General features: G+C 39.7%; 19 protein-coding genes and 1 riboswitch. Of the genes, 8 read left to right on the forward strand and 11 right to left on the reverse strand.

The annotated features are described in order from the left end of the window. Positions 1-290 precede the first annotated feature (290 nt). Both murI and btuB read right to left on the reverse strand, forming a co-directional pair. Positions 291-1,157: a glutamate racemase gene (gene murI / locus INT04_RS13305; RefSeq protein WP_193016597.1), complete on the reverse strand. Its 867-nt coding sequence runs from the start codon at positions 1,155-1,157 to the stop codon at positions 291-293. Beyond that, complete coding sequence (gene btuB, locus INT04_RS13310; protein ID WP_193016598.1) at positions 1,102-2,958, reverse strand: TonB-dependent vitamin B12 receptor BtuB; 1,857 nt, start codon at positions 2,956-2,958, stop codon at positions 1,102-1,104. The genes murI and btuB overlap by 56 nt, the downstream gene beginning before the upstream one ends. 68 nt (positions 2,959-3,026) lie before the next feature. Then, positions 3,027-3,235, reverse strand: a riboswitch (cobalamin riboswitch). Positions 3,236-3,348: 113 nt separating this feature from the next. On the opposite strand from btuB, the gene trmA reads away from it, so the two are divergent. Continuing rightward, on the forward strand, positions 3,349-4,446 hold the full coding sequence (trmA, locus tag INT04_RS13315; protein WP_193016599.1) for a tRNA (uridine(54)-C5)-methyltransferase TrmA: 1,098 nt from the start codon (positions 3,349-3,351) through the stop codon (positions 4,444-4,446). A gap of 121 nt (positions 4,447-4,567) precedes the next feature. On the opposite strand, the gene INT04_RS13320 is transcribed toward trmA, so the two are convergent. Further along, positions 4,568-4,969 carry a YijD family membrane protein gene (locus tag INT04_RS13320; RefSeq protein ID WP_193016600.1) on the reverse strand — a complete coding sequence of 134 codons (402 nt, stop codon included), beginning with the start codon at positions 4,967-4,969 and terminating at the stop codon, positions 4,568-4,570. Beyond that, positions 4,969-5,655 (reverse strand): HTH-type transcriptional repressor FabR, encoded by a 687-nt coding sequence (fabR, locus tag INT04_RS13325; RefSeq protein ID WP_193016601.1) that lies wholly within the window; start codon positions 5,653-5,655, stop codon positions 4,969-4,971. Before fabR ends, INT04_RS13320 begins: the two co-directional genes overlap by 1 nt. 199 nt (positions 5,656-5,854) lie before the next feature. On the opposite strand from fabR, the gene sthA reads away from it, so the two are divergent. Continuing rightward, on the forward strand, positions 5,855-7,252 hold the full coding sequence (sthA, locus tag INT04_RS13330) for a Si-specific NAD(P)(+) transhydrogenase (RefSeq protein ID WP_193016602.1): 1,398 nt from the start codon (positions 5,855-5,857) through the stop codon (positions 7,250-7,252). Here sthA and oxyR read toward each other — a convergent pair. The 5 genes from oxyR to argC form a co-directional block, all read right to left on the reverse strand. Beyond that, on the reverse strand, positions 7,244-8,161 hold the full coding sequence (gene oxyR / locus INT04_RS13335) for a DNA-binding transcriptional regulator OxyR (RefSeq protein WP_193016603.1): 918 nt from the start codon (positions 8,159-8,161) through the stop codon (positions 7,244-7,246). The two genes, sthA and oxyR, sit on opposite strands and share 9 nt — an antisense overlap. 251 nt (positions 8,162-8,412) lie before the next feature. After that, positions 8,413-9,795, reverse strand: a complete 1,383-nt coding sequence (argH, locus tag INT04_RS13340) for an argininosuccinate lyase (RefSeq protein WP_193016604.1) — start codon at positions 9,793-9,795, stop codon at positions 8,413-8,415. A gap of 77 nt (positions 9,796-9,872) precedes the next feature. Beyond that, positions 9,873-11,081: an argininosuccinate synthase gene (locus tag INT04_RS13345; protein WP_193016605.1), complete on the reverse strand. Its 1,209-nt coding sequence runs from the start codon at positions 11,079-11,081 to the stop codon at positions 9,873-9,875. Between the two features lie 75 nt (positions 11,082-11,156). After that, positions 11,157-11,930, reverse strand: a complete 774-nt coding sequence (gene argB / locus INT04_RS13350; RefSeq protein WP_193016606.1) for an acetylglutamate kinase — start codon at positions 11,928-11,930, stop codon at positions 11,157-11,159. 20 nt (positions 11,931-11,950) lie between these two features. Next, positions 11,951-12,955 carry an N-acetyl-gamma-glutamyl-phosphate reductase gene (gene argC, locus INT04_RS13355; RefSeq protein ID WP_193016607.1) on the reverse strand — a complete coding sequence of 335 codons (1,005 nt, stop codon included), beginning with the start codon at positions 12,953-12,955 and terminating at the stop codon, positions 11,951-11,953. Between the two features lie 100 nt (positions 12,956-13,055). Between argC and argE the strand changes: the two genes are divergently transcribed. Beyond that, a complete protein-coding gene (argE, locus tag INT04_RS13360) occupies positions 13,056-14,219 on the forward strand; it encodes an acetylornithine deacetylase (RefSeq protein ID WP_193016608.1) in 1,164 nt (387 codons plus the stop codon). Positions 14,220-14,343: 124 nt separating this feature from the next. On the opposite strand, the gene poxB is transcribed toward argE, so the two are convergent. Further along, positions 14,344-16,068 (reverse strand): ubiquinone-dependent pyruvate dehydrogenase, encoded by a 1,725-nt coding sequence (poxB, locus tag INT04_RS13365; RefSeq protein WP_193016609.1) that lies wholly within the window; start codon positions 16,066-16,068, stop codon positions 14,344-14,346. Between the two features lie 567 nt (positions 16,069-16,635). On the opposite strand from poxB, the gene INT04_RS13370 reads away from it, so the two are divergent. Genes INT04_RS13370 through INT04_RS13380 form a run of 3 tightly spaced genes read left to right on the forward strand, consistent with a single transcriptional unit; the run spans position 16,636 to position 19,081 of the window. Continuing rightward, complete coding sequence (locus tag INT04_RS13370) at positions 16,636-17,457, forward strand: DUF3100 domain-containing protein (RefSeq protein ID WP_193016610.1); 822 nt, start codon at positions 16,636-16,638, stop codon at positions 17,455-17,457. Next, positions 17,454-17,903: a hypothetical protein gene (locus tag INT04_RS13375; RefSeq protein ID WP_193016611.1), complete on the forward strand. Its 450-nt coding sequence runs from the start codon at positions 17,454-17,456 to the stop codon at positions 17,901-17,903. Before INT04_RS13370 ends, INT04_RS13375 begins: the two co-directional genes overlap by 4 nt. Then, a complete protein-coding gene (locus tag INT04_RS13380; RefSeq protein ID WP_193016612.1) occupies positions 17,903-19,081 on the forward strand; it encodes a M20 metallopeptidase family protein in 1,179 nt (392 codons plus the stop codon). The genes INT04_RS13375 and INT04_RS13380 overlap by 1 nt, the downstream gene beginning before the upstream one ends. A 62-nt stretch (positions 19,082-19,143) precedes the next feature. Here the strand turns inward: INT04_RS13380 and INT04_RS13385 are convergent, their stop codons facing one another. Next, positions 19,144-20,157, reverse strand: a complete 1,014-nt coding sequence (locus INT04_RS13385) for a LysR substrate-binding domain-containing protein (protein WP_193016613.1) — start codon at positions 20,155-20,157, stop codon at positions 19,144-19,146. A gap of 711 nt (positions 20,158-20,868) precedes the next feature. Between INT04_RS13385 and proP the strand changes: the two genes are divergently transcribed. Both proP and phrB read left to right on the forward strand, forming a co-directional pair. Then, positions 20,869-22,371 carry a glycine betaine/L-proline transporter ProP gene (gene proP / locus INT04_RS13390; protein WP_193016614.1) on the forward strand — a complete coding sequence of 501 codons (1,503 nt, stop codon included), beginning with the start codon at positions 20,869-20,871 and terminating at the stop codon, positions 22,369-22,371. A 10-nt stretch (positions 22,372-22,381) separates the two neighbouring features. Further along, on the forward strand, positions 22,382-23,809 hold the full coding sequence (gene phrB / locus INT04_RS13395) for a deoxyribodipyrimidine photo-lyase (RefSeq protein ID WP_193016615.1): 1,428 nt from the start codon (positions 22,382-22,384) through the stop codon (positions 23,807-23,809). The last annotated feature ends 26 nt before the right edge of the window (positions 23,810-23,835 follow it).

The raw sequence follows: 23,835 nt of genomic DNA on the forward strand, positions 1-23,835 counted from the left end.
TCTCTGCGAGTGCCCACACAGATTGTCTGATAATTTGTTAAAGAGCAGTGCAACAGTCGCTGCCGTTTCCGGTCTTCTGCGTTGTTGCGAGGAGGTGCATTCTACATCTTCCTCATTCAGTGTCAAGCGTTTATTTTCAAGGCTTTCCACTTTATTTCTTTGTTCTCTCGGCTAACTCACTTAGCGTGGTTTGCCGTGACAACGAGGACGCATTATAGGGAGTTTTGTGAAGCTGGCAACACTTTTTTTGTGTTTTTTTACTGACCGTTGAATTTCCCATCAAATTGCACTTAAAGCGCCAGTTTTATGAGCGATTCAAAGCCAAAACTTGCTAAAACGGGTTTTAGTAGTTCGCTATTCTCATCTTCTTTTAGACAATAAGCGAAGCTAATTTCATTTGAGCCTTTAATTTTCGCTTGATTTACGACCAACCACGCAGTTCTTCGTGCAATTGCAGCGCCAGAATCAATTATTCGTGTGCCATCGGGTAAAACAGAAAGAAGTTCATCTGCCAATAAAGGAAAATGTGTACATCCTAATACTACAGTATCAGGTGGCTCTTTCATTTTTAACCAAGGTGCAAGAATTTTACGTAGCGCATCTAAAGAAACCGTTTCACCATGGAGTTTCTTTTCTGCTAATTCCACCAGCTCGGCTGATCCTAAAGAATGAACCTTACAGTCCGTTGCAAAACGTTCAATCAGCTCATGGGTATAAGGTCGTTTTACTGTTGCTCTTGTTGCTAACAATCCAACGACACCATTACAAGTTAATTTAGCCGCAGGTTTAATGGCTGGTACAACCCCAACAATAGGAATATCAGCAAATTGAGTACGTAAAGCGGGAAGACTAACGGTACTTGCCGTATTACAAGCAATAACAATAGCCGCAAGTTCATGTTTTTCAGCAACTGCGCTCACAATACGAACAACACGGTCAATAATGAACTCTTGTGATTTCTCACCATAAGGGAAAGCTTCATTATCGAAAACATAGATATAGTGAGCATCCGGTAATTTTTCCCGGATCTCACGATAAACAGATAAACCGCCAACCCCTGAATCAAAAACTAATACAGTAGGGTTAGCGGTAAGTTGTGCATCAGAAGTTGTAGCTTCCAGTGAGGAAGTATTCGCGTCCTGGCGTGCGATAGCCATAAGCTGTCTCATAATCTTTATCAAACAGGTTGGCTATTCTACCACGAATTGAAAGATGTGATGTAACAGGATATGAGGCTGTTAAATCCCAAATACTCACGCCTCCTAAAGAGACCGTCTCGTAAGTGCCATAATCTTTATCTGTACGTTGGCCTATATACTGATACGTCACACCCATATCTAATTGTTCAACCTGCCAATCAAGCTGATACTTTAATTGCTGACGAGCTCGGCGCTCAAGGCGTTGGTGCGTTTCTTTATTTCTTGCATCTATATATTGTAGGTTAAAGGTGTGATGGAAAACCCATGTATCCATTTCACCTGTAAATTCGATACCTTTAATTAATGCCTTACCCACATTATAATTACGGTATGGGTAACTTGATTCACCTTGGATCAACGAATTCACATCATTACGATACGCAGTTAATCGCCACTCTAAAGGCCCAGTCAGTCCCTCAAAGCCTCCCTCCCACTGTTTACTCTTTTCAGGTTGTAAGTCAGGATTACTTCCCCACTCACTATAGAGTTGAGTTAACGTAGGTGCTTTAAATGCCGTACCATAGCCACCAATTAAACGATAACCATCAACAAACTCCCATCCTAGGTTAGATTGCCAAGTGGTATGCCAGCCATATTCTGAATGTTTATCAGAACGCACAGATGCTTCAGCAATAATCTCGCCTAATTTTTGCTGTCCTGTTAGATATAAGCCCGTATTGTCGAAGTGTTCTTTATTAGGGAATCCACTAGAGCCTGCTTTAATAGATTGACGCTGCCAATCGACACCACCACCGATACTGCCGTTATCTAATAGAAGATGATTTCCCCACTGCACATTATATTGTTCAGAATGGGTAAAACGGCTTCCTTTGCCATAGCGCCCTTCACGAGGATCATAGTCATAATCTTTGGTGTAGTTATAACTGGTATTTAAAGAAGAAGAGTAGTTATCACGATTAAATTTTACGCCACCATCATAGGTACGGCTAAATAACGCTCGAGTATCAACCAATGTATCGTTATAACTATCATAATAAGCATCATAAGCCGTACGATTATCAAAACCATAAGCACGTGCATATAAAGAAACGTTATCGTTAATATCGTGATTAACCCCTAACCACAGTGACTTATTCATAAAACCATCACGATCAGGTTGTGGATATCCACCAGTATTCCCGTTTGCTTCTACATCATAGCCTTTGGTATAGAGATAACTGCCCGCTGCCGTTAGTGTTGTTCTCTCCCCAACCTTCTGTTTTATTGAACCATCATATTCTTGATAACCATGAGAGCCCATGGTGGCATTGAGTGTGCCACCTTCTGTTGTTCTTTCTGTGAGGATATTAATCACCCCCCCAATCGCATCTGAACCATAAATAGAAGAACGAGGTCCTCTTATATATTCAATACGTTGAACAAGCGAAAGCGGTATTTGGCTAATATCTGAACTTCCTGAAATATTAGCCTGATTTAAACGCACACCATCGACTAAAATAAGGACATGCCGAGATTCACTACCACGCACATAAATAGAGCTCATTTGCCCTATTCCACCGTTTTGCCCCACATCAATACCGGGCATTCTGCGTAATACATCAATAACACTATTACTTTGCCAACGATCGATTTGTTCTCGTTCAACAACCGTAATGGGGGCTAAAATAGATGAATTAGGCTCTTGAAAGCGATTTGCCGTTACACTTAATTTATCGTTGTTATTTGCAAACACACCAAAACTACTTGCCATTACACTCAAAGCAACACTTGAAATGAAAAAAACATTTTTATTATTCATGAAAATCTGCATCCAACAGAATAAGTAGCAGGATGCCGCCAAAATTAAATAAAGCGCGTATTTAATTTAAAATGCGACAAGTCTTCGGCAGGTATTCGGACTCTAGGTTAAATAAACAATGTTGTATATTTAAGATAATGACTTCCCACTGCACTTATATAAGTGCTTTGCAGTGTCTTTTATTATCCTTGATCCTATTACCGCTGCGCGTCAGCTCTGGCTTTGCACCAGATTCCCTTTTCACTCCGACGAGGAGACCGAATAACTATGCTACGATGTCAAATCCGCGGAGTCCAGAAATTGAACATGAAGAATACTGGACATCTTCATGAGGATCTCTACAATTTCGCTCGCTTAACTTTATTACTGCCAAAAATAAGGCGAGATACCATGCAGAATTCATTACCAACGCAAACATATCAGTCTCAACTGAATGAAAAAACACAACGTCTACAAACAATGATGGCGCCTTTTAATGCACCTGAGGCTGAGGTTTTTTCATCACCAGAACAGCATTATCGTATGCGTGCAGAATTCCGTATCTGGCATGAGCACGACTCTCTTTACCATATTATGTTTGACCAAGAGACTAAGCAGCGTATTCGTGTTGACCAATTTCCCGTTGCTAGCCAACTTATTAATAAAATGATGGTCGCCTTACTGGCAGAAATAAAAGACAAGCCAACACTAAGACATAAGTTATTTCAGGTTGATTATCTTTCTACATTAAGTAATAAAATTATTGTCTCTTTGCTTTATCACAAGAAAATTGATGAAACATGGCAACAAGAAGCTATCGCATTACGCCAAGCCTTAATTGCTCAGGGCTTTGATGTGCAGTTAATCGGTCGAGCCTATAAAACAAAAATAATGCTTGATAACGATTTTATTGATGAAGTGTTACCCGTTGCGGGCAAAGAGATGATTTATCGCCAAGTCGAAAATAGCTTCACGCAACCCAATGCTCAGGTCAATATTAAGATGTTGGAATGGGCATTAACGGCGACAGAAAATGCGAAAGGTGATCTTCTTGAGCTGTATTGTGGTAATGGCAACTTTTCATTAGCCCTTGCGCGTAATTTTGAGCGTGTATTGGCAACGGAAATCGCCAAACCTTCAGTTCATGCCGCACAATACAATATTGCAATGAACCATATTGATAATGTGAAAATTATTCGCATGTCTGCGGAGGATTTTACGCAAGCCATGAATGGGGTAAGGGAATTTAAACGCTTAGAAGGAATTGATTTAAAAGATTACCAATGTGAAACCATTTTTGTCGATCCACCTCGCAGTGGTTTAGATGAGAAAACTGTCGAGTTGGTTAAAACTTACCCTAGCATTTTATACATTTCTTGCAACCCAGAAACACTGTGCCAAAATTTAGAAACACTCATTAAAACACATAAAATCAGTAATTTAGCTTTATTTGATCAATTTCCATATACCCATCACATGGAATGCGGTGTGTTACTAGAGAAAAGATAACCCCTTCTTTCACTCGTTATAGTAAAAAAAACGCCTATAACCTAAATAAAAACAAAAACACCAGCAATTACCTTGCTGGTGTTAAATTTCGCTGTGTTTACAACAAAGAGATAAGTACAGACTAGTACTGCTCTGCTTGTGATGCTTTTTCAGCTTCTTCAGCCTGTACACGTAAGCGTTGACGCTGTTTGATTTGACGATAAATCCACAACGCAACAATAACGAGACAAACAGAAGAGAAGAAGTTTGAACCCCATTCAGGGTTAGCCGTTCTGGTGTAAGCGTTGTAACCAAATAAACCTAATAAAAAGAATGAGAAAATCAGCTTAGGCATACCATCAGTCATAGGTTGATTTAGATAGCGCTGATATAAACAGTAAACTGCCAAGATTAAACTCATTAACGGGAAAATTGACCACGTCTCAATAAACGGGTTAAAAATACTCGAATAAGTACCATGTAAAGCGACACCAATGACTGTGGCAAGTAGTAGCGTGCTTTTTTCACAGCGATTTTGTTCCATCATTTGTCTCCTTTCTGATGCGTTTTTTTCTTTATCTCGGGGTTATCTTGTAGAGGTGTTTGTGTTTCTTGCTCACGTCGATACCAATAATAGGCACCTTTGGCAATCATACGTAGCTGTATAACTAATCGTTCTTCTAATTGTTGACGCTTTTCAATATCAATATCCAGTGCTTCTGCGCCCGCACTAAATACAATAGTGACCATTGCTTCAGACTGCATTTCTGTAAAATAACGCGGCATTCGACTTTCTTGCTCAAGGTAGTCTGCCAGCTCTGCAATAAAATGTTGGATCTCTCGTGCGACTGCGGCGCGAAATTCAGCAGAAGTACCAGAACGCTCACGAAGTAATAATCGAAACGCATTCGGATTATTGCCAATGAATTCCATAAAAGTGGATACAGATGTTCTAATCACACTGCCCCCCTTAGCAATACGTTGGCGGGCTTGTCGCATCAATTGGCGTAACATCAATCCACTTTCATCAACCATTGTTAGCCCTAACTCATCTACATCCTTAAAATGACGATAAAATGAGGTGGGTGCAATACCGGCTTCTCTTGCCACTTCTCGTAAGCTTAAGCTTGTGAAACTGCGTTCTGCACTCAGTTGGCTAAAAGCAGCTTCAATTAAAGAGCGGCGGGTTTTTTCTTTTTGTTTAGCTCTGATGCCAATATTATTACTCACAGAAATCCTGATAATCCTAATTTGGTTTATGCTCAATATATCAAACTTTGTTAAAAAAGGAGTGCGTACAATCATCTCTAAAGACACATTCTCATAAAAACTCAACAAAGTGTGACTAATGCCCTTAATGTCAATTGGGCTATTATTCATTCTAATGTTAATATAGCGTTGTCGGTTTGTATAAAACAGGTCTCTTCCTATGCAACATTCTCATTTCGATGCAATTGTTATCGGTTCAGGTCCTGGTGGTGAAGGCGCGGCCATGGGGCTGGTTAAACAAGGAAAGCGCGTCGCAGTTATAGAACGTTATAACAAAGTCGGTGGTGGCTGTACTCATTGGGGAACGATCCCATCAAAAGCCCTACGCCACGCAGTAAGTCGTATTATCGAGTTTAATCAAAATCCGCTTTACAGCGATCAATCTCGTCTTATTCACTCTTCTTTTTCTCAAATACTTCGTCAAGCCAGCACGGTGATTAGTCAGCAGACTAAAATGCGTCAAGGTTTCTACGAACGCAATAATTGTACAATGTATTCAGGTGAAGCGGCCTTTATTGATGAGCACCGAGTCAGTGTGCGTTATCCTGATGGCACTTGCGATATCCTCTCCGCGGATAGCTTTATTATTGCAACGGGTTCACGCCCTTATTGTCCACCTGATGTCGATTTCTCTCATTCTCGTATTTATAACAGTGACACCATACTTGATTTAGAGCATGAGCCTCATCATGTCATTATTTATGGTGCGGGTGTGATTGGTTGTGAATATGCCTCTATTTTTAGAGGATTAAGAGTAAAAGTGGATTTAATTAATACCCGTGATCACTTGTTATCTTTCCTTGATCAAGAGATGTCTGATGCACTTTCTTATCACTTCTGGAATAACGGCATTGTTATCCGTCATAACGAAGAATATGACAGTATTGAAGGTGTCGATGATGGTGTTATTGTTCACCTAAAATCAGGTAAAAAAGTTAAAGCAGATTGCCTACTTTATGCGAATGGCCGAACAGGAAACACTGACACGCTAGGATTAGAAAATGTCGGGATCAAAATAGATAGTCGTGGGCTGGTTTCGGTGAATGCTCATTACCAAACTAATTGTGAACACATTTATGCCGTCGGTGATGTTATTGGTTATCCAAGCCTAGCGTCTGCTGCTTATGACCAAGGTCGTATTGCCGCTTTAGCGATTACAACGGGAAAATCAGAGACACACCTAATTGAAGATATTCCAACGGGGATCTACACCATTCCTGAGATTAGCTCCGTGGGTAAAACAGAGCAGCAACTCACTGCGATGAAAATTCCTTATGAAGTGGGTCGCTCTCAGTTTAAACATCTAGCAAGAGCACAAATAGCAGGTATGAATGTTGGGAGTTTAAAAATCCTCTTTCACCGTGAAACAAAACAGATCTTAGGTATCCACTGTTTTGGTGAGCGTGCGGCTGAAATTATTCATATCGGTCAAGCGATTATGGAACAAAAAGGCGAAGGCAATACTATCGAATATTTCGTTAATACTACCTTCAACTATCCAACAATGGCAGAAGCCTACCGTGTTGCTGCACTTAATGGTTTAAACCGCTTATTTTAATGCGTTTTGTTTTTCGGCATAAAATGCGGTCATATGTTCACGGATTGTCTCTGCTAACTGTTCATAACGGTTACGCAAAGGCGATCCTGGACGATAAACCAAAATAATAGAACGTGATGGATTGGGATCAGTACACTCTAAGTAACAAACTCCATCACGTTTTTGCTCTTGAGGTACTGATAAATCAGGTAATAGAGTTATTCCACTACCCGCTGCGACCATATTACGCAGAGTCTCTAAACTCGTTGCTCTAAAATGCGTATCCTCTTTTGCACCTGCTTGGAAGCAGAACCCTAACGCTTGATCACGTAAACAGTGCCCATCTTCTAACATCAATAAACGCTGACCTGCTAAGTCGCCCATCAGCACAGACTCTCGTTCATGCCATGGATGCCCTTCATAAATCGCCAATTTCATTGGCTCTTCAAATAGAGGCACTTCAATAAACGGTGCACTCTCTTTGACCATCGCTAAAATTACACAATCGAGCTTTCCGCTATCTAATTGCGCTAATAAGCTATGAGTTTGTGCTTCATGAAGATACATCTCTAACTTAGGGTAGTTTTTATGTAATTCAGGAATAATATGTGGCAATAAATAAGGACCAACCGTAGGAATAAGCCCGATGTGCAAAGGCCCTGCCATACTTTCGCCTTGCAATGAAGCCATCTCTTGTAGCACTTTGACTTCACGTAGAACAGTTTTTGCTTGATCCACCAGCAACAAACCTTGCTGAGTAAACAGCACCTTACGGCTAGTTCTTTCAAGCAACATTACACCCAGTTCATCTTCAAGCTTACGAATTTGACCACTTAATGTTGGCTGACTCACATGGCAAGAATCTGCCGCACGACGAAAATGTTTATGCTCAGCTAGAGCCACCAGATATTCCAAGTCACGGATATTCATTGCAGATCCCACATTTATTGCTGATAGTTAATGTCTATAGATAATATAGTAACTGATAAATTTTTCTATCAGTCGAATGTTATTCTGTCTCTCTTTTTTGATATTTTCTTAATAAATAAATCTAATTACTTCATATTCTAAAGAATTCAAGATGAGCATAGATATTATCGGCAATTAACAATAAAAAAACAGGGCAATAAATACCCTGTTCTTATGGAATAACAGTAGGTTGCCTTAAATAAATTCTTTTCTTATTTATCCAGACTTAATGTTTCTTTTGCTTTTGCGATCGCATAAGCGACCTGTTTTTGAGAAACTCCACCTTTTGCAAGACGTTTATCTAAACAAGATTGAAGCGATAAAATATCGTAAACATCAATCATAATTTTATCGTTAAACATCTGTAATTCGGAAAGAGGCAGCTCTTCAATCGCTTTACCTTGTTCAATAGCACAAACAACCACTTCACCGACAATATGGTGCGCTTCACGAAATGGTACACCTTTTGCAACAAGATAATCCGCCAGCTCAGTGGCATTAGCATAACCTTGTTTAGCCGCTTCTTCACAACGAGGGCGGCGAATTTGAATACCATCCAAGACCAATGTTGCCATATGTAAGCAATCAGACCATGTATCGATAGCGTCAAAAAGCCCTTCTTTATCTTCTTGCATATCTTTATTGTAAGCCAGAGGTAGACCTTTTAACGTCATCATCATGCCCGTTAATGCACCTTGAACGCGCCCACATTTCCCACGGATCAGTTCAAGTGCGTCAGGATTTTTCTTTTGTGGCATTAACGATGAACCTGATGTCACTTTATCTGATAACTCAACAAAACCGGCTTCACCACTATTAAAGAAAATTAAATCTTCAGCAAAACGAGATAAATGCACCATGCCAATAGCGGCTGAGGATAATAGCTCTAATACATGATCACGATCTGATACGCTGTCTAAGCTATTGTTTGTTGCCCCAGCAAAACCCAGCCATCCTGCAAGTTGTTCACGATCGATATCATATGCAGTGCCCGCTAATGCCCCACACCCTAATGGGCTAACATCCAAACGTTTCAAAGCATCGGCTAGACGGCTTTCATCTCTGGCTAACATTTCATTGTAAGCTAAGCACCAATGCGCAAACGTGACAGGTTGGGCACGTTGCAGATGAGTGTAACCCGGCATCACCGCATTTTGATTTTGTTCTGCGGTGATCACCAATGCTTGTTGTAACGCAATAATGGCTTGGCGAAGATGAATCACTTCTTCTTTACACCACAATTTTAAGTCTGTTGCGACCTGATCATTACGGCTACGTCCCGTATGTAATTTTTTGCCTAAATCACCCACTTTGGCAATCAGTTTGCTTTCAACCCAGCTATGAATATCTTCTGCATCACTTTGTAAAATAGAGTGTGGATTAGCCGTTACTTCTTCTGATAACTCACTTAAAGCTTGCTCAAGTTGAGCTTGTTCATCTTGCGACAATACACCCACGGTGACTAACGCTTTAGACCAAGCTACTGAGCCAAAGATATCCTGTTGTGCCAGTCGAAAATCAAACCGCAGTGAATCATTGAATTGCTTAAACCGTTGATCAGCTTCCTGACTAAAACGTCCACCCCAGAGTGCCATAATCGCTTCCTGTATTTATTCTATGTAATAAAAAAGAGTGAGAGTGATGCTTGTTAGCACCACTCTATTGCCTTACGTTATTTCTTGCTCAGCGCACGAATACGTGATGGCAGGGAATATAAACGGATAAACCCTTCAGCATGGCTATGATCGTAAACTTCATCTTCACCAAAGGTGGCGAATGCTTCAGAGTACAAACTGTTATCTGATTTTTTCTGAATCGCATTAACGTGACCTTTATAAAGTTCTAAGACCACTTCGCCATTCACTTCTTTTGCCAGCGATTCTGCGGCGGCCTGCAATGAGGCACGGATTGGCGTAAACCAACGACCATCATAAGCCACATAGGACATCTCTAAGCCCAGTTGCTGACGCCATTTAAATGCATCTCTATCAAGGACTAATTGCTCAACACCACGCAGAGCTGCCATCATGATGGTACCGCCTGGGGTTTCATAGCAACCACGAGATTTCATTCCCACTAAACGGTTTTCAACAATATCAATACGGCCAATACCATGTTTAACACCTAATGCATTTAATGTATCTAAACAGTCAAAAGGCGATAGTGCTTTACCGTTTACAGCAACGACTTCACCTGCGTTTACGGTAACAGTGACTAATTCAGGTGTTTCTGGTGCTTTTTTCGGATCAACCGTCCATGCCCAACAATCTTCATTTGAGGCATTCCATGGGCTTTCTAATACACCACCTTCCGTTGAGATATGCCACGCATTTTCATCACGGCTATAAATTTTCTCAAGTGTCGCCGTCGTTGGAATATTACGCACTTTCAGATAATCCAGTAGCGCTTCACGTGAACGCAAATCCCACTCTCTCCAAGGTGCAACCACTTTAAGTTGAGGAGCCAGTGCAGCATAAGTACTTTCAAAACGAACCTGATCGTTACCTTTACCCGTCGCGCCATGAGCAACCGCATCTGCCCCAAGTTTTAAAGCTAATTCAACTTGCGCTTTAGCAATAACAGGACGTGCCATTGAAGTACCTAATAAGTAGCTACCTTCATATAAAGCACCTGTTTTTAAAACAGGATAAACGTAATCTTTGATAAATTCTTCACGTAAATCAACGATATAACATTCAGAAGCACCTGATGTTAATGCCTTTTGCTCCACGCCAACTAAATCATCACGGCTTTGACCGACATCAGCAACAAAAGCGATAACGTCACAGTTATCATAATGTTCTTTTAGCCAAGGAATGATTGCCGAAGTATCCAGTCCGCCTGAGTATGCCAATACGATTTTCTTAATACCTTTAGTCATAATGATAACCTTCAATTCCCAATTTGTTTAAATTCTGCCAATAACCCAACAGCAATAAGATGTCTAACGTCATTTTTAAGCTAAAATACGTGTTCCTACTGCAACACCATTAAATAATGTCGTCAGTTTTTCAGCATGACGCCAACTTGCAATTTCAACAGGTCTGCCTAGCGTTTTAGCGGCTTCTAACGCGGCATTTACTTTCACTATCATGCCGTCAGTAATAATGCCTTGGTCAATTAATGCCTGTGCTTTTTCTGCTGACATCTCTGCTATCTTTTGTCCTTTACCATCTAAAATGCCACTGACATCTGAAAGGAGCACTAAATCAGCGCCTAATGTTTCAGCGATAGCCGTTGCAGCTTGGTCTGCATTCACATTCATTAACTCACCAGTTTCAGTTATGCCGATAGAACTGATAATAGGTAGATAACCCGCACTTAGTAATAAGTTGAGTAAATCAGGAGAGCCTGGTTTTGCATTTCCCACATGGCCTAACTCTTCATTTATTTGAGTGATTTTCGCTAATTGCCCATCCCCCAAAGAGAGTCCCACACCATTAAGTCCAAACTTGGTTGCCCACGCTAACAAGGTTTTATTAGCACTCCCAGCCAGCGCACCCGTAATAATGTCTATTTGGTCTGCGGGTGTAACACGAAGGCCTTGTTTTTTTACTACGGGTAATTGCAACTTATTCATCAACTCATCCACTAAACAGCCACCGCCATGCACAATGACTAAAGGACGAGAATGTGTTGAACGATATTGTTGTAATGCCGTGAAAAATCGTGTTAATGCTTCTTCATTATCAAGAAGTACGCCACCGAGTTTGATAATTAATGGTTCCATGAAACGTCCCTACTCATTATTTAAATCAGTGATTCAGTTTCAGCGAAACCAAACCGAATATTCATACATTGCACCGCTTGCGCAGCCGCCCCTTTTAACAAGTTGTCTTCAACACCAACCACAATCAGATGTTCACCTTGTTGAGCAAATCCGATATCACAAAATGCCGTACCAACCACTGCTTTTAATGCAGGTAATCCTTTGTCATAAACACGCACTAATGGCTTGTCTTGGTAGGCCTCTTCAAAGGCTTGTCTGACATTGTCCTCTGTCACCCCCGCCTTCAACTTACAGGTGATAGTGGCTAAAATCCCTCTAGCAAAATTACCTAAATGCGGTGTAAAAATGACATCAATACCGAGATGTGTTGCTATTTCAGGCTGATGACGATGAGTAAAGACACCATAAGGCTGTAAACTCACTTCACAAAAGCTGCTGGTTAAAGAGGCTTTTCTGCCCGCACCACTCACACCGCTAGTGGCATTAATAACAGGCCATTGCGCGGTATCTAACAGTCCGGCTTCCACTAAAGGTTTTAGTGACAACTGAGAGACGGTTGGATAACAACCCGGCACTGCAATTAATTGTGCCTGACTAATAATGTCAGCATTCCATTCAGCCAATCCATAAACTGCTTGTGATAACCAATCAGTATTCTTATGCTCGAATCCATAGTATTGTTGATAAAAATGCTTGTTTTGTACTCGATAAGCGCCAGATAAATCGAATACCACACAACCTTGCTCTAAAAAAATAGGCGCAATGTCATGGCTAACTTCATGAGCTGTTGCGAGAAAAACGATATCAATATTTTCAGCTGCTTTAGCGACATCCATCATCGGCTCTAGTGGGAGTTCCACTAAGCCACGATATTTTGGATAAAGTTCAGAAAAGCACTTTCCTGCATCTGCACTTTGAGCGGATACCATCAATCTGCTCAAATTCACATGAGGATGCTGCTGAAGATAGGCAGCTAATTCAGCGCCAGTGTAACCACTTGCCCCTACAATCAGAGTATTTAACATGTCATTCTTACCTTGTACTATGAACATAAACCGATTAATGTATTTTTATTCAAAAAAAGTGCATGAATATTGATACTATTATGAAGAAAGGCTGTCAACAGTGAATATTAAATTACCTACATTTATTGAGATTTATCGTCAATTAATTGCAACACCCTCTATCAGCGCTACAGACGTGAAGAATGATCAAAGCAATGAGTCGCTGATTAATTTACTGGCTAATTGGTTGGAAATATTAGGTTTTTCAATTGAAATTCAACCTGTGCCTGAAACACGAGGGAAATTTAACCTTTTGGCAACATTAGGAACGGGGAAAGGGGGATTATTACTCTGTGGTCATACTGACACAGTACCGTTTGATGAAGGGCGTTGGACACAAGATCCTTTTACGCTGACAGAGAAAGAAAATAAGTTATACGGCTTAGGCACTGCCGATATGAAAGGCTTTTTCGCCTTTATTCTTGATGCATTACGGGATGTAGATACTAAGACATTAACTCACCCTCTCTATATTCTCGCCACCGCTGATGAAGAAACGTCTATGGCAGGGGCGCGTTATTTTGCCGCTAATACAGCAATCCGCCCTGATTTTGCGATTATTGGCGAGCCGACATCCCTAAAACCTATTCGTGCGCATAAAGGGCATTTATCAAATGCGATACGCATTACAGGGCAATCAGGACATTCTAGCGATCCAGAAAAAGGGGTGAATGCGATTGAGCTGATGCATGAATCTATTACTCACCTTAGTACACTGCGCGATACGTTAAAACAACGCTATAACAATCCTGCGTTTGTTATCCCTTATCCCACCATGAACTTTGGGTATATTAATGGCGGTGATGCAGCAAATAGAATTTGTGCTTGCTGTGAACTCCATATGGATATTCGCCCATTACCGGGGCTCACACTGCAAGACTTGGATGATTTACTGCACGAAACATTAGCGCCAGTCAAAGCACGTTGGCCGGGTCGCTTGAGCGTTGAGGCGTTACACGATCCTATCCCTGGTTACGAATGCCCAACCGATCATAAAATGGTCGCGGTGATCGAAACACTCTTAGGCGAAAAAGCGCAAACAGTGAATTACTGTACTGAAGCGCCGTTTATTCAAGATCTCTGCCCTACGTTAGTCTTAGGCCCAGGTTCTATTGAACAAGCTCATCAGCCTGACGAATTTATTGATATGGCATTTATTGAGCCGACCCGTGAATTAATGGGGCAATTAATTGAAAACTTCTGCTTAACAGAGAAGTCTCAATAATAAAAGTTGATAGAGTTTATTTACTATCAACTTACACTCAACATAATTTGAGTTGCAGGTAGGCGACTCGCTAAGCGTAGTCAACCCTCCTGCAACTTGAAGTATGACGAGTATAGTGTAGTGATTAACGTAGCCAATTCGTTTTAGCGAGTTGAACAATTTCATCACCACGTCCATTAATAATGGCTTTCATCATATACAGACTAAAACCTTTCGCCTGTTCAAACTTAATTTCAGGAGGCATTGAAAGCTCTTGTTTTGCAGTGACTACATCCACAATTACAGGACCATCATGTTCAAAAGCTTCTTTAAGTGCATTATCCAAGTCTTCGCCTTTTTCTACTCGAATCCCTTTGATGCCCGATGCATTGGCAATAGCAGCAAAATCAGGGTTATGTAAATCTGTACCATCTGTTAAATACCCCCCCGCTTTCATCTCCATCGCGACAAAACCTAATACACTGTTATTAAAAATAATCACTTTTACGGGCAAATTCATTTGAGCTAATGAAATAAAATCCCCCATTAGCATGGTAAACCCACCATCACCACACATTGCCACAACTTGGCGTTTTCTATCCAATGCTTGTGCACCAATAGCTTGAGCCATTGCATTTGCCATAGAGCCATGATTAAACGAGCCCAGCAAACGCCGTTTTCCATTCATTCCGACATAACGAGCCGCCCATACGGTTGGCGTTCCTACATCACAAGTAAAAATAGCATCATCATTTGCAAATTCACTTAATCGACGTGCCAAATATTGAGGGTGAATAAGTTCACGCTCGCTTGGTTGTGCGAGTGCATCCAGATCTTGTCTTGCTTTGGCGTAATGTTTTAATGAAGCATCAAGGTGAGTGGTATCTGTTTTCTCTTTTAAACGAGGCTGTATTGCATTTAGAGTGGCTTTAATATCACCAATCATTGCCATATCCACATGACAATGTGAACCAAGGCTACTTGGATTAATATCAATTTGAATAATATTGGCTTTCGACGGGTAAAATGCGCGATAAGGGAATTGAGTTCCTAATAACACTAACGTATCCGCATTTTCCATCGCATGATAACCGGATGAAAAACCAATTAACCCTGTCATTCCCACACTGTACGGATTTTTCCACTCAATGTATTCTTTGCCTCGCAATGCGTGTACAACAGGGGCTTTTAAGGTTTGTGCTAATTTAATCACTTCGTCGCGAGCTTGAGCGCATCCTGCGCCGCACATTAAGGTGATATTCTTGCCATTATTCAATGCATCAGATAACTTTTCGATTTCAAAACGATTGGGCATAATCAATGGAAATTGTAGCGGATACCAATTTTCATGCGCATCTTCTAGCGCAGGTTTTAGTGCAACATCACCCGGTAAAACCACAACAGCCACCCCTTTTTTCAAAATTGCGGTTCGCATTGCAATCGCCAGCACTTGAGGGATCTGCTCTGGATTAGACACTAATTCACAATAGTGGCTACATTCACGAAAAAGTTCTTGAGGGTGTGTCTCTTGAAAGTAATTACTGCCAATTTCAGCAGAAGGAATATGCGCAGCAATCGCAAGAACCGGAACATGGTTACGGTGGCAATCAAAAAGTCCATTGATAAGATGTAGATTTCCTGGCCCACAAGAACCTGCACAAACCGCTAATTGACCGTTTACTGCAGCTTCTGCCCCTGCTGCAAATGCCGCAACCTCTTCATGGCGGGTTCCCATCCATTCAATAGTCCCCATCTTGCGCAAGCTATCACTTAATCCATTGAGAGAATCGCCCGTCACGCCCCAAATACGTTTTACACCTGCATTATGGAGTACTTTAGCAATATAAGTGGCAACTGTTTGCTTACCCATGGTGATATTTTTCCTCAGTTTTGGGTGGATTTCGCCTCTGCGAGCTAAGCTTGTTTCCTTCTTGTCTTCAATATCTGTCCTTTATCTGCTTACAGAGAAAATTATCTGACTAACTCAAATATAAAGAATAACACCAATCACTATAATGTCACTGTAGTGATAAAGTCAGCCCAGATAAAAATGTAAAAATAAAATATTACTTACAAATACATTCATTAAATTTATAATAACCGCACCAAATAAGAATATCTCTCATTAATATCGTATTATTATTACTAAATAATAGACAAAATATATTTATAGGATTATTTTAATAATTAAAATAATTTTTAATGTCTATTTTTTTATTCTGCTTTTCATTAACAATTAAGCTGACTCATTTCAGCCTTACTCACTGTCTTTATTGAAAAATTTAACTTTCTTTTATTTGTTAATAAATTTATCACCATTATATTATTTCATACCCCATGAAAAAGAGGTATGAAATAAACATGACATGGGTCACGCTACCTTTTGCTTTTTGTCCTCTAGAATACAGCCTAATTATTTTTAAACGGAGATTAACGGATGGACAAAAGTAGAAGTCCAATAAAGGTTTTCTTTATTAGTATTCTGGCAGTCCTTTTCTTAATTTTTATTTCACAATATGTAATTGGTAAAAAAGAAATTAAGATTGGCATTGCAGTAATACCTATTCTACCAATGCTCTTTGCGGTCATTATTGGTATGTGTATATCTGCAGGATTTACCCGTAAAAAAATCAAAGTATGGGGTAAATTATTTACAGAAAAAGAAGAAGGCTTCTGCGGTAAAATGGTAGGTTTCAGCCTACTTATTTTAGGTACGCAATATGCAGGGATGATTGTTCCTAATATTAAAATGATTTTAAGTGTTGGTGTTCCTTTATTTATTCAGGAACTCGGAAACTTATTACCTGTATTAATTGCAGTTCCATTAGCCATTAAATTTGGATTTGGTCGTCGAGCAATTGGTGCTTGTTCATCTATTAGCCGTGAACCGTCTATCGCTGTTATTCAAGGTAAATTTGGTACCGGCTCTCAAGAATATATTGGTGTATTAGCCATTTATTTATGTGGTTCTGTTATCGGTACTTTATGGTTTAGCGTACTAGGAAGTATCGCGCCATTAACTGGATTACACCCACTTGCGCTTGCAGCAGGCTCTGGCGTGGGTTCTGGTTCAATGTTAAGTGCGGCATCAGGGGCGTTAATAAATGGCCTCGATGACGCATTAGCGCAGCAAGTATTAAGTGTTGCCGCAGCATCTAACTTATTATCTTCAGCACTGGGCGCACTGTCATTAACCTATTTAGGTTTACCTCTTTCAGAAAAAATTTATAAAATTTTCACCAGAGGCAAAACTGCATGAAAAATATAATTATAGATATGAAATTTGTATTCGTTGCTATTCTACTGGCAATGTTTACTCAGACGTTAACATCAGGGATCGCCCTTTATGCAATGTGGGATAGCTTTATTGCTATGTCATTAGTGGTATTTATTTCACTCGTTGCTAAAAACTATTTACCTTCATCTTTACCAACATTTGCTTATGCAACAATTATCGGGATCCTTATTTGCTTACCCGAAACTCCGGTAAGAGATTTCTTTATTAGTTCTATTGGTAAAGTTTCTTTCTTATCTTGTTGTGTTCCTTTATTAGCATTTGCTGGTTTATCTGTTGGTGGTCAATTAGAAGAACTTAAGAAAATGTCATGGAAAGTTATTCTTATTTTCATGATTGTTTCAACTTGTTGTTTCTTTGGCGCATCAATCGTCGCGCAAATTGGATTTACTATCCAGGGAGTTATCTAATGAATAATATTTATAATGTCAGCGAAAAACTCTTTCAATTAAATGACTTTAGTAAAAAAACACGACAAGACCTGCACAAAATACCTGAGTTATCAGGTGAAGAATATAAAACATCTAAATACTGTCGTGAATTAATGGAAAGTTTTGGTTATCAAATTAAAACTTTTGATGGATATACTGGCTTCACAGCAGACTTAATTGTTAATTCTGAATTCCCATTAATTGCTATCCGTGCCGATATGGACGGATTAGAAATGCCAGACTTAACGAATAATGAACATAGTTCAGTTCACCAAGGTTGTGCACACAACTGTGGTCACGATACGCATATGACCATGGCATTAACCAGTGCTAAATATCTTGCCGAAAATAGAGAAGAGATGAGCGCCAACGTTCGCTTTATTTTCCAAATGGCTGAAGAAGATATGCGTGTACCTGGCGCTGAAAAAATGGTTGAACTCGGTTGCATGGAAGGTGTTGACGAAACCTACGCACTTCATAATGATGCAGCGATTGAAACGGGTTGTGTACGCTTTAATGATGGCGTGATGTCATCTTATGGCTCAGCATGGACATTAGATGTTTATGGCGTTTCTGCACATGGCTCAACACCACACAAAGGTTTAGATGCTATTCGCGAAGCGACTCGCTTAATTGATTATATGGATTATGTTGTTGCGAAAAAAACAGATCCCTTTAGCCCAGCAGTTTTTGGTTGTGGCATGATCAATGGGGGAACTATCCCTAACGCATTAGCTGACCACGTTCAAGCTCGCGGTACTATCCGTTCTATGGATGAAAATACCGACCAAGTACTGAAAACGAGTTTTGATGAAATTGTGGCACGCAGTACCGCGGGTGGATTTAAAACCACATTAAGCTACAGCGGATACCCTGCGGTTGTGAATCACCCAACGGCACATCAGCGTTTATTAGATGCGATGCGTAAATTTTTACCTGAAGAAAATATTGAATCGAAAGGTAAGCCAATGACAGGCAGTGAAGACTTTAGCTATATGGTTAACGCTACTAAAGGCAAAGTCGGTGCAATGTTCTTCTTAGGAAGTGGTAACCAAGCGAAAGGAATTAATAATTACCTTCACGCCAATCCTTATTTTGTCGATGATGATTGTTTATTAGTCGGTGCTCAGATTTTTGTTAATATTCTGACTCGCTAATCTCTTATTATTCTGCCCAAAGCCCATATTGCCCCCGCAAGATGGGCTTTTTTGTTTTCTGTCTATTCCTCAACGTTACTATTGGCATTCACAGAACGCAAATCAGGTAATTCTTGATAAACTTCTTTGCTATGCCATTGTGTTTCCCACTGCTCTGGCATTTGAATAATATTTCTATCAATGTGAGGAGCATAAAGAGAAATAAATTCATGCATATAATCTTTCATATGTGTATGTTTACTGACACAAATATGGGTATAACTCGGTTGTACAAGATGATCAATATTAAGACATTTTAATGCGCCACCATCTTCTGCCTCATCATAAGATGCCGTTGCAATAACACCGATACCTAAATGACGCTTAACGTAGTATTTAATAATTTCAGTATCTGTCGCGGTTAGCGCCACTTTGGGCTTAAGATTATTTTTATAAAAGACCTTATCTAACTTAGAACCTCGCGTAAAACCAAAAACATAAGTAATTAATGGATATTCTGCCATTTGCTCAATAGTCACCTGTTCATCATCTTGTAATGTGGCAAGAGGATGATCATAAGGAACGAGTAAACTTCGCGTCCAGCGATAGCAAGGTAGGGTAATTAAATCTTCATAAAGATGCATAGACTCTGTTGCAATCGCAAAATCCACATCACCATTTTTCACCATTTCAGCTAATTGTGCAGGTGCACCTTGATGAAAATGCAGTGAAATATTAGGGTAATAGCGGCGAAAATGGTCAATCACGCTTGGCAATGAATAGCGTATTTGAGTATGTGTTGTCGCAATATGCAAATCGACTTTTTTATTACGATCTTCTTCTGCCACGATGCTTTTAATTCGATCAACTTGCCCCAAAATATCACAAGCAATTTTATGAACTTCTTTCCCCATTGGGCTGAGGGCTAATAAGTTATTATTTTTACGAACAAATAACGATACACTTAATTCATCTTCTAATATTTTAAGTTGCTTACTGATTGTCGGTTGAGAGGTGTAGAGTTTTTCGGCTGCATTAGTAATGTTGAAATTATTTTTTACGACTTCAACAAAGCTTTTCAGTTGATTAATGTTCATAGGAGTACCTGGGTTAATCTGCACAAATGCGCGGTTAATGATTAAATTTATAATTTGTTATTCTAAATAGAGGTAATGATGAGAATATTTTTAATCGCTCTGTCTTTATATCTTGTGATCCTACCTTGATATAATCTTATTAATAAGAATAGCGAGATCTATTCTATTATCCATACTTCCAGCTCTACTATTCGAAAGAATAATAAAGTAAATTACGGTGTTATTATTTTCTATTTACCCATCACTATTCGTATTATGCACAATGCGCCTATAAATGCGTTAGCCTGCATCAAAAAAAATAATAATCTTTTTCAACTCTCTGTTATTAAAAATAAAAATGAGATCACTTTTTTATTTTTATAAAAAATGATATTACGTCAACTTAACGTAAATTTACCTCTCCTAACATCTGCGGTTTTACACAAAAGCAGAATTACGTTATGATATTGATCACATTTTAATACACAGAGGCACTGTTTTGTTATACCAAAACAACAAAGAAAACATCCTAATACCTTATTCAATCTCATCTATACTTAATAAATCTTCTCTTACTCATTAGCTTAATATCACTATTTAATTTTGGTAGAAGTAAGCTGTTTTTTAGTGAATTTTTATCACTCACTCTTCTCGCTAACAAATAGTCACTTCATTTCTTTTAATTAATTGAATAACAAGAATTTACGAATACCTTAATCAAGGTCACTTAATATGAAAATGAAGAAAAAAAGAAACAAACCACTACAAATCAATGATATAACTATTATTGATGACAGTAAGCTCAAAAAAGCGATTACCGCTGCTGCATTGGGTAATGCCATGGAATGGTTCGACTTCGGTGTTTATGGCTTCCTTGCTTACGTTTTAGGTCAAGTCTTCTTCCCTGGCGCATCTCCAGGTGTGCAGATGATTGCCGCACTTGCCACATTCTCCGTCCCTTTCCTAATAAGGCCACTAGGCGGTGTTGTATTTGGAATGCTAGGGGATAAATTTGGTCGTCAGAAAGTCTTATCTGTCACCATCATTATCATGGCACTTAGTACCTTTGCGATTGGTCTTATTCCAGCCTATGAAACCATTGGTATTTGGGCGCCGGTCTTATTATTACTCGCTAAATTAGCCCAAGGCTTTTCAATTGGTGGTGAATATTCAGGTGCCGCGATTTTTGTTGCTGAATACTCACCAGACCGTAAACGTGGATTTATGGGAAGCTGGTTAGATTTCGGTTCAATCGCTGGCTTTGTCATGGGGGCGGGTGTTGTTGTACTTATCTCAACCATTTTAGGTGAAACTGCATTTCATGAGTGGGGATGGCGTATCCCATTCTTCTTAGCATTACCATTAGGTCTTATCGGCTTATATTTACGTCATGCATTAGAAGAAACGCCTGCATTCCAACAGCATATTGAAGCAATGAACAAGGATGACCGTAAATCCATTCAGGATCCACCTCGTGTTTCATTACGTGAAATTGCATCAAAATATTGGAAAAGCTTAACCGTATGTGTAGGTTTAGTGATCGCCACTAATGTCACCTACTATATGTTATTAACCTATATGCCGAGTTATTTATCTCATAACCTAAACTATTCGGCAGATCACGGTGTGTTGATCATTATTGCGATTATGATAGGTATGTTGTTTGTACAACCCGTCATTGGGTTACTCAGTGATAAAATTGGCCGTAAACCCTTTGTTATCGGTGGTAGTATCGGGTTATTCATCCTTGCTTACCCTGCGTTTATGATGATTAACAGTGATGAAATCGGCTTGATTTTCTTAGGATTATTAATTCTTGCGGTTTTACTTAACTGTTTTACAGGAGTAATGGCATCGATTTTACCTGCCATATTCCCAACCCATATCCGTTATAGTGCATTAGCAATTGCATTTAATATTTCAGTATTAATTGCGGGTGCAACACCAACAGCCGCCGCGTGGTTAGTCGAAGCGACTGGCGATTTATATATGCCTGCTTATTATCTAATGATTGTCGCCGTTATCGGTTTGATCACAGGGATTAAGATGATTGAAACTGCAAACAAACCTTTACGTGGTGCGACACCAGCCGCATCAGATAAATCAGAAGCAAAAGAAATTCTGTCAGAGCACTATGATAATATTGAACAACGTGTTGAAGATATCGAGGCTGAAATTGACGCATTACAGAAAAAACGTCAAACACTCATCGATCAACATCCTAAGTTAGATTAAGAGAGGTTACATGCACCCGTCTTCTGTTCATTTAGTTTGGTTTCGCAATGATTTAAGAGTGACGGATAACAAAGCGCTCTTTTATGCTTGCCAAGATAAACACGCACAGGTGCATGCCCTTTTCACCGTAACGCCTGAACAATGGAAAGCTCATCATATGGCTTTGTCTTGTCAGGCGTTTATTCATGATGCCTTACTGAATCTTTCGATATCCTTAGCTAAACTCAATATTCCACTCACATTGATCATTAGCGATACCTATTCAGATGCAGCGAATGAAGTCGTGCAATATTGCCAACAACATCAAGTTACCGCGCTTTTCATTAATCACCAATATGCGATTAATGAGCAACGTCGTGATAAAAAAGTGACGGAGTTGCTGGAAAACAAAACGACTGTTTACGCTTATCATGACAATGTATTTATTCCACCCGGCAATGTCGTTACCCAACAAGGGGAGATGTATAAAGTCTTTACCCCCTTTAGAAATGCATTTTTACGGCTCTTTCTTTCGCAAGATAATGCTTCGTTACCTATTCCAGAGATCAGAACACATCAAAAAGTGGTATCACCTTTAAAAACGCCACTGTTTTCACTTGAAAATACAAACTCACCTTCATTTATCGCCACTGAAGAAGAGGCCCTTAAACGCTTAAAACAATTCTGTTATGAAAGTGTCCCTCATTATGCAAAGTGGCGAAACATTCCTGCAGTTGATGGCACAAGTCGGTTATCCCCATATCTTTCGATTGGTTTACTGTCTATTCGTCAATGTTTTAATCGCCTATACCAAACAGAGCCTGATTTTTTAGAAAACAGTGCATCAGGTGCCTTTGTGTGGTTTAACGAATTGGTTTGGCGAGAGTTTTATCAACACTTAATTGTGGCTAATCCTCATTTATGCAAACACATTGCCTTTCAGCTTTGGACAGAAAAAATCAATTGGCGTAATGATAAAGAAGAGTTTAACGCTTGGACACAAGGCTTAACAGGTTTTCCGATTATAGATGCCGCTATGCGACAACTTAATCATACGGGTTGGATGCATAACCGTTTACGTATGCTTACTGCCAGTTTTCTTATTAAAGATTTATTAATTGATTGGCGTTGGGGTGAGCGTTATTTTATGTCTCAACTGATTGATGGGGATTTTGCCTCAAATAATGGGGGCTGGCAGTGGGCGGCTTCTACAGGTACTGACGCGGTTCCTTACTTTCGAATTTTCAATCCCACAACCCAAGGCCGCAAATTTGATCCTGATGGTGAATTTATTCGCCTTTGGCTTCCTGAATTGGCTAATGTGCCTAATCGGTATATTCACACACCTCACGAATGGGCAGCAAAAACTAATAATTCTCTCAATTATCCATTACCGATTGTTGATCACGCAAAAGCTCGAATAAGAGCGATTGAATCTTATGAAGAAGCAAAAAAATAAAGCCGATATCAGAGATAAGAGATAAA

Source organism: Proteus sp. FME41 (assembly GCF_014897315.1).
Lineage (GTDB): Bacteria > Pseudomonadota > Gammaproteobacteria > Enterobacterales > Enterobacteriaceae > Proteus.